We start from the raw sequence: 6,000 nt of genomic DNA on the forward strand, positions 1-6,000 counted from the left end.
TTGCACGGACTTGCCCACCCATTTGCATTCGACCTAACCAGTCATTTGCATCGGATTTGACCAGCAAAATTCGTGGTAATGACCGGCAGAGAACGACCGATACTGTTGAAAAAGTCCGGCTTGGTTTCCACGGCAGAAAAGTACGCCCTACAATGAAACCACCTATTTGAATGCCTTGAGGAAGCGTGGTTCACCGCTCCTCAAGAACCTCGATTTAGGTTGACTGACTTCCTCAGGGCGTGAAGCTGGCTGTCGCTTGGACGAAACCTGAGCGCCTTGGCATTCCTAATAGGAATGCAGTGCATAAAATTAATGAATTTTTATTATCGCTCTTTATGACCTAACTTGATTCAAGGACATGGAGAACCGCCTTGAAATCACCACTTAACTCAGCTGAAAAGTTTGATAATGCTCGGGCCAGTGAATACGGACGACAGAGCCGTATTGCACTGGCAGGTTATGACGCCTGTCAGGACTTGGTGGCGTGCATGCTCGCGGCAAGCCTTGGAAATATGCGCTCGGCAAAAATACTGGTAGTCGGCGCTGGCGGTACGGCGCAGGAGATCATAGCGATGGCCAAGCTTGAGCCGGGCTGGCGCTTCATCGCCGTTGATCCATCTGAACCGATGCTGGAAACCGCGAAACAGCAGTTAGCCGTAAATAACGTGCTTGAAAGAACGGACGTGCACCTTGGGCACGTTGAAGACTTGGCCGCAGATGAGTCCTACGACGCAGCCACTTTGATCGGTGTACTCCATCATCTCGATGGGGATGATGCCAAGGGAGAAATTCTGCGATCCATTCGGGCTCGTCTGAAACCGGGGGCTCCGCTGATTGTCGCCGGCAATCAATATGCCTATGCCAGCCAGCCGTTGCTCCTCGCCGCCTGGGGGCAACGTTGGCGGCAGCACGGAGCCACTCCGGATGAAGTGAAAGTCAAACTTGGGAAAATTCTTCAAGGCGCTGACCCTCCACATTCTGAGGCGGCTGTTCAGAGGCTTTTGCATGATGCGGGTTTTGGGGACGCTACCCGTTTTTCAGCAGCCTGTTCTGGGGCGCCTGGTTAACGTGTAAAACGGTCTGAACGGCGATCTGAGTGTCAGCTCCTGGCCGATTCTGTTGAAAAAGTCGACCATGGTTTCCGCAGCAGAAAAGCATGCGTCCGAGAATGAAATCTTTACTTTCGGCAGAGGCTCGACTCAGATTTCACGTAGCAGTGTGCAAAAAAGGCGTTTTAACCAATCAATGACCAGGCCGTTTGTGCGAACAGACTTTTTCAACAGAATCGGCCGATTTCGGTCTGTCCCGACTGACCGAAATCGAGCCATTGCGGCCAGTCTTCCAGACTACTTCCCGGACTTCACAACATCTCTGAAATTGACCCGCGCGGTCACGCCGGCGTTGCAGGAGAACGAATTGTTAAGGTCGTCTTTTGTGGCGATTACATGTCTCTCAAGCAACCTCACGCTGCTTGTGCCGCCTGGGCATGACTCACCACTGCTGCCAGCCGCTTGAGACCTTCGTCCAGCCGTGCAGGGTCGATGTGGCTGAAGTTCAGGCGCACATACCCCAGATTATTGTCCGGTTCGGGGAAGAACGGTTCACCTGGCATGAACGCTACATCCGCCGCCAGCGCAGCATTCAGCAGTGTGCGGGTATCCAGCGGCTGCTTCAGCTTCAGCCAGAAAAACAGCCCGCCCTGCGGCACGCTCCAATCCGCCAGATCGGAAAAGTGCGCTTCCAATGCAGTTTGAAATGCGTCTCGACGAACCCGGTAAAAGTCCCGCAACTCGCTCAGGTGGTGCTGGAATTTGTCGGTGCCTATCCATTGCAGCGCCTGCCACTGACCAGCCCGATTGGTGTGCAGGTCGGCCGATTGTTTGAGTTTCAGCAAGTGCGGGAACAAGTCCGCACTGGCAATCAGGAAGCCGACTCGCAGTCCCGGCAGCAGTGTTTTTGACACGGTGCCGGTGTAGATCCAACTAGCCCTCTTCAACCGGCTGACGATTGGCGTTGCGTTGTCGCTATCGAAGGTCAACTCGCGATATGGCTCATCCTCGATCAACGTCACTTCAAACTCATCAAGTAACGCTGCCACGGCATCGCGCTTGGCTTCGCTGTAACGCACGGCCGAAGGGTTCTGGAAAGTGGGGATCAAATAGATGAACGCGGGTTTGTGTTTTTCCAGCCGCACACGCAGTTGCGTCAGGTCAGGGCCGTCTACCTCCTGCGGAACTGTTATGCAGTCAGCGCCGAACAATTGAAAGATCTGCAATGCCGCCAGGTAGGTTGGCGCTTCCAATAGTATCTCCGTGCCTTTGTCGATGTACAGCTTGGCCGCCAGGTCTAGGGTTTGCTGAGAACCGCTCACCACCAGCACCTGATTCGCCTCGCAGGGCACACTTAACGCGCGCGCCTCTGCAGCCAACGCCTCACGGAGCGCCGGCTCACCTTCGCTCATGCCGTATTGGCCCATGGACACTGGCATGTCCGCCCACTCTACTTTGGGCAGCATGGCTTCGGCCGGCAATCCGCCAGCGAACGACATCACTTCCGGGCGTTGGGCGGCGGCGAGAATTTCACGGATCAAAGAACTTTTAAGACGCGAGACGCGTTCGGAAAATGCCATGGGGGTCACCAGTAGCGAGTCTGAGGGAGAATGAGTCAAACTACTTGACCGAAATTACGATAATCGCTGTGGAAACGTCAACATGCTTGACCTTAAAAATACCGGCACACAGCAACAGGCCATGGAAGCGTTCTTCTTCGGCTACCAGGCCTTTACCGCCAAGGCGGACGAGATGCTTGAACGCCGAGGCTTGAGCCGTGTACATCAACGGATCGTGTTTTTCGTCGCCCGTTACCCACGCCTGAGCGTTAAGGAATTGCTGGCGCTGCTCGGCGTGAGCAAGCAGGCGCTGAACATTCCCCTACGTCAGTTGCTGGAAATGCACCTGGTGAATAGCGTCGCGTCGGAGACTGACAGGCGCAAACGGCTGCTGGAACTGACGGATGATGGCGCGCGCTTCGAACAGTCATTGCGGCGCGAGCAGGTTAAATTGCTGGAGCGGGTGTTTGCCGAGGCTGGGGAGGCAGCGGTGAATGGGTGGCTGGAAGTAAATCTGGCACTGGGGAAAAACCGAGTGCCAGCCGAGTAACGCTAGTTCCAAGGCTAAGCGTCACTACGACTGCGCAATACCTATAACTTGACCGGCTCAACGGCAGCTTCTGGCCGATTCTGTTGAAAAAGTCCGGCTTGGTTTCCACGGCAGAAAAGTACGCGTCTGAGATTGAAATCCTTGCTTTCAGCAGAGGCTTTCCGGACTCAGATTTTACGTAGCAGCGTGCAAAAGAGGTGTTTTCACCCACCAGTATTCGAGCATTTTGGGGAAACCGACTTTTTAAACAGAATCGGCCGATTTCTGCCTGTCACCAAGGGGCGCACCCGACCCAATACGGTCTGTCGCCGCCAGCAACTCATGCCCATCGCCGCCGCTAAGATGTGCCGTTCGCTTATGCCCGCTTGAAGATTCGGCGGAGCGCGCGGGCTCGACTCAGGGCGTAGCTGAGTCGCTCGACTTCGGCGTCAGGACTATCGCGCCGTCGATCACTTCAATCGTCAATACGTCACCGATGCTCAGTCCTAAACTAGCGAGTAGCTCAGGCGGCAAATCAATGATGACGTCGCCACTTCCATCCGCAGGATCTTGGCATTTCACTGTCCAGCGTTGGGCTTCGGTCATGATGTTACTCACACTTTGGTCTTGGCGGAGACGATTCATTATGCTCGCAATGTCTTCGCAAAGTTGAAGCGTGATGCTGACCGCTGACCGCTGAGGGCTTCTTCTGGCCGACTGCATCTGTTGCGAAGGGCAGAAAACGGCCCAGAGTGTGTAAAAACGCTTCACCAAAATTGAAGTGTGCGCGTCTCGTTAAATCTGAAAATTATCGGCACGTCAGCAGATGTGGATTTCGCGTAGAAGCGCGATTTTCAGTCCGGTTTTGAGTGGCCGAAAGAGGCGCCCCTTTTCTTTGATTAAATCTGCTCTTTGAGATATTGCGACATTTCCTCGAAACCACTCACCAGGTTGCAATCCAGAAACCTGCCCAACCCAATTCGCTTGTCGGACAAGAGGGTTGCAAATTTCCTTTCTGTAAAAAGCGCATGGGCAACTGGGAGGGCGGATACCGCAACCATGAAATCGTTTGGATCTCCATTCTTATAACGCCGGTTTTGATCAAATCGTATCAAGCCGTACACCGAGCTAAGAATGCGCAATGTCGGCAGTGGTTGCGAAGCAGATTTATGCTTGGTTTATCGCGTTCAGTGCATCCAAAGTGATTTGCTGATAATTGAAGGGCTTGTCTTCATTGAAGAACCAACATCGATGCCCCCTTTAAGTTCAAGGAAGATGCCCGTGTTGAGATTCGCAACTTCGGATTGATGTTGAACCTTGCCGGGTCCGTTATCGTTTAAGCGCAGCGTCCATAAGCACCGCTGCCGAGTGCCTATACTCCTGAGCCCGATCCTTGAAAATAGCTTCGGCGGCGGTTCTTCCAGCCTGAAGCGCGTCATGCGCCATCTTTTCCATAAGAACGGCCCGTTCTACGATGACCCGCAGGGCTATGCGAAAGGCCTCGTCAATAGAACCTTCATGCTCGTGAGCTAAGGCCTCAGCAGTATAGCCATGTCCCACCTGACAGCGAAAGCGCAGCGGCGAGCGTCTGATCTGCGACAATGTCCCTCCGCAGCCAGGACAATTAACGGCACCGGGTCTGCTATTTCGGCGATGGTGGCGCTGTCCGAGGGCCGTCCCATTGCGATTGCCACTTCAAGCGCGACGCTTGCAGGCGGAGTTAGAATCGGGCCTGGCTCTTCTCGCACGAGGCGGCTCAGCAGAGCGCCGAGATCATTGGCAGGCGCACGATAATCAATGTCGACTGCAAGCAGGGCCGTTTGGGGCATCTCGCTTTCGATGGCATCGAGTGGGTTCTGAACGACCGTTACTCCTCCGCAACGCTTAAGATCGGCCAACCCCGAAGCTCCATCATTGAGCATCCCCGAAAGCAAAACGCCAATCGCCATGGGTCCAGCGCTGATCCCGACCGACCGAAATAAAGGATCAATCGCAGGCCGCGCCATGTTCTCCCGCGGCCCCCGACCCAATCGGACAACTTGTCCATCGACCAAAAGGTGATGATCTGCGGGGGCCACATAGATACGCGATTTCTGGAGCGGTTCTCCATCGACCGCAGTGCTTGCTGGGAGCGGTCCATTGGTGTCCAAAATGCCAGCGAGGAGATTTTGGTCACCGGCTCCAACATGAACCGCAACAAGGACAGAAACATGCAGGTCCGCTGGCAACGTGCGGCAGATGTGCCGGATCACCGCGATCGAGCCGCCGAACCTCCGATTGCTATGATCTCGCGCCGGGCCATATGACCTCCACCAGTAGAGTGCGAACGCAAGTTGGTTGGGGCACACACACCGTTCGCCCGTGTCTGTCCTATCAGTTAGACAGCGCGCCCAACAATTTACTCACCTGATCCTCAAGCTCTTTCAAGCTGTAAGGCTTCATTAAACGCGGGCGGTCGCGATGCCGCTCTTCGAGCGCCCAGTCGTTATATCCGCTGCAGAAAATGAATGGAATTCCCGCTTGGCCAGAATGTCCGCGACGGGGTAGGAGTTCCCGCCTCGGATGTTGACGTCCAAGATCGCGGCATCAAGGGACGCTTCGCTGGCCAGCCGCAAGGCTGCGTCCAGGCGGGACTCAGGACCAATGACCTCGGCTCCGAGGTCAAGCAGCATCTCTTCAACCATCAGCGCTATGGTCATCTCGTCTTCAACGACAAGCACCCGGCGGCCTTCTGCGATTCGTTGAGTAGCCATTATTTTTCCCCTTGTCTTGTCGAGCGAAGCTCTCCGAGTTCCGAGGTGAAGGGAACCACGATGGTGCAGACCACACCGCTCGATGCAAAGCTACGGTCCACCTCGGCGTC

At 55.0% G+C, this 6,000-nt stretch carries 5 protein-coding genes and 1 pseudogene; 2 read left to right on the forward strand and 4 right to left on the reverse strand.

The genetic code is table 11. The features are described 5' to 3' along the window. Positions 1-488 precede the first annotated feature (488 nt). Positions 489-1,084 (forward strand): annotated as a pseudogene (locus tag CES87_RS05965) (class I SAM-dependent methyltransferase). A 378-nt stretch (positions 1,085-1,462) separates the two neighbouring features. Here CES87_RS05965 and CES87_RS05975 read toward each other — a convergent pair. Next, positions 1,463-2,629, reverse strand: a complete 1,167-nt coding sequence (locus tag CES87_RS05975) for a PLP-dependent aminotransferase family protein (RefSeq protein ID WP_128605350.1) — start codon at positions 2,627-2,629, stop codon at positions 1,463-1,465. Positions 2,630-2,711: 82 nt separating this feature from the next. On the opposite strand from CES87_RS05975, the gene CES87_RS05980 reads away from it, so the two are divergent. Beyond that, positions 2,712-3,158, forward strand: coding sequence for a MarR family winged helix-turn-helix transcriptional regulator (locus CES87_RS05980; RefSeq protein WP_128605351.1), 447 nt, complete (start codon positions 2,712-2,714; stop codon positions 3,156-3,158). 396 nt (positions 3,159-3,554) lie between these two features. On the opposite strand, the gene CES87_RS05985 is transcribed toward CES87_RS05980, so the two are convergent. The 3 genes from CES87_RS05985 to CES87_RS05995 all read right to left on the reverse strand — a co-directional run bounded on the left by CES87_RS05985 (position 3,555) and on the right by CES87_RS05995 (position 5,890). After that, positions 3,555-3,743 (reverse strand): AbrB/MazE/SpoVT family DNA-binding domain-containing protein, encoded by a 189-nt coding sequence (locus tag CES87_RS05985; protein ID WP_128605353.1) that lies wholly within the window; start codon positions 3,741-3,743, stop codon positions 3,555-3,557. Positions 3,744-4,666: 923 nt separating this feature from the next. After that, positions 4,667-5,485 carry a chemotaxis protein CheB gene (locus CES87_RS34150; protein WP_371858176.1) on the reverse strand — a complete coding sequence of 273 codons (819 nt, stop codon included), beginning with the start codon at positions 5,483-5,485 and terminating at the stop codon, positions 4,667-4,669. Between the two features lie 93 nt (positions 5,486-5,578). Beyond that, entirely contained in the window at positions 5,579-5,890 is a 312-nt protein-coding gene (locus tag CES87_RS05995) for a response regulator (RefSeq protein WP_218196245.1), read from the reverse strand. Positions 5,891-6,000: the final 110 nt, after the last annotated feature.

It is taken from the genome of Pseudomonas sp. ERMR1:02 (assembly GCF_002277815.1).
GTDB lineage: Bacteria > Pseudomonadota > Gammaproteobacteria > Pseudomonadales > Pseudomonadaceae > Aquipseudomonas.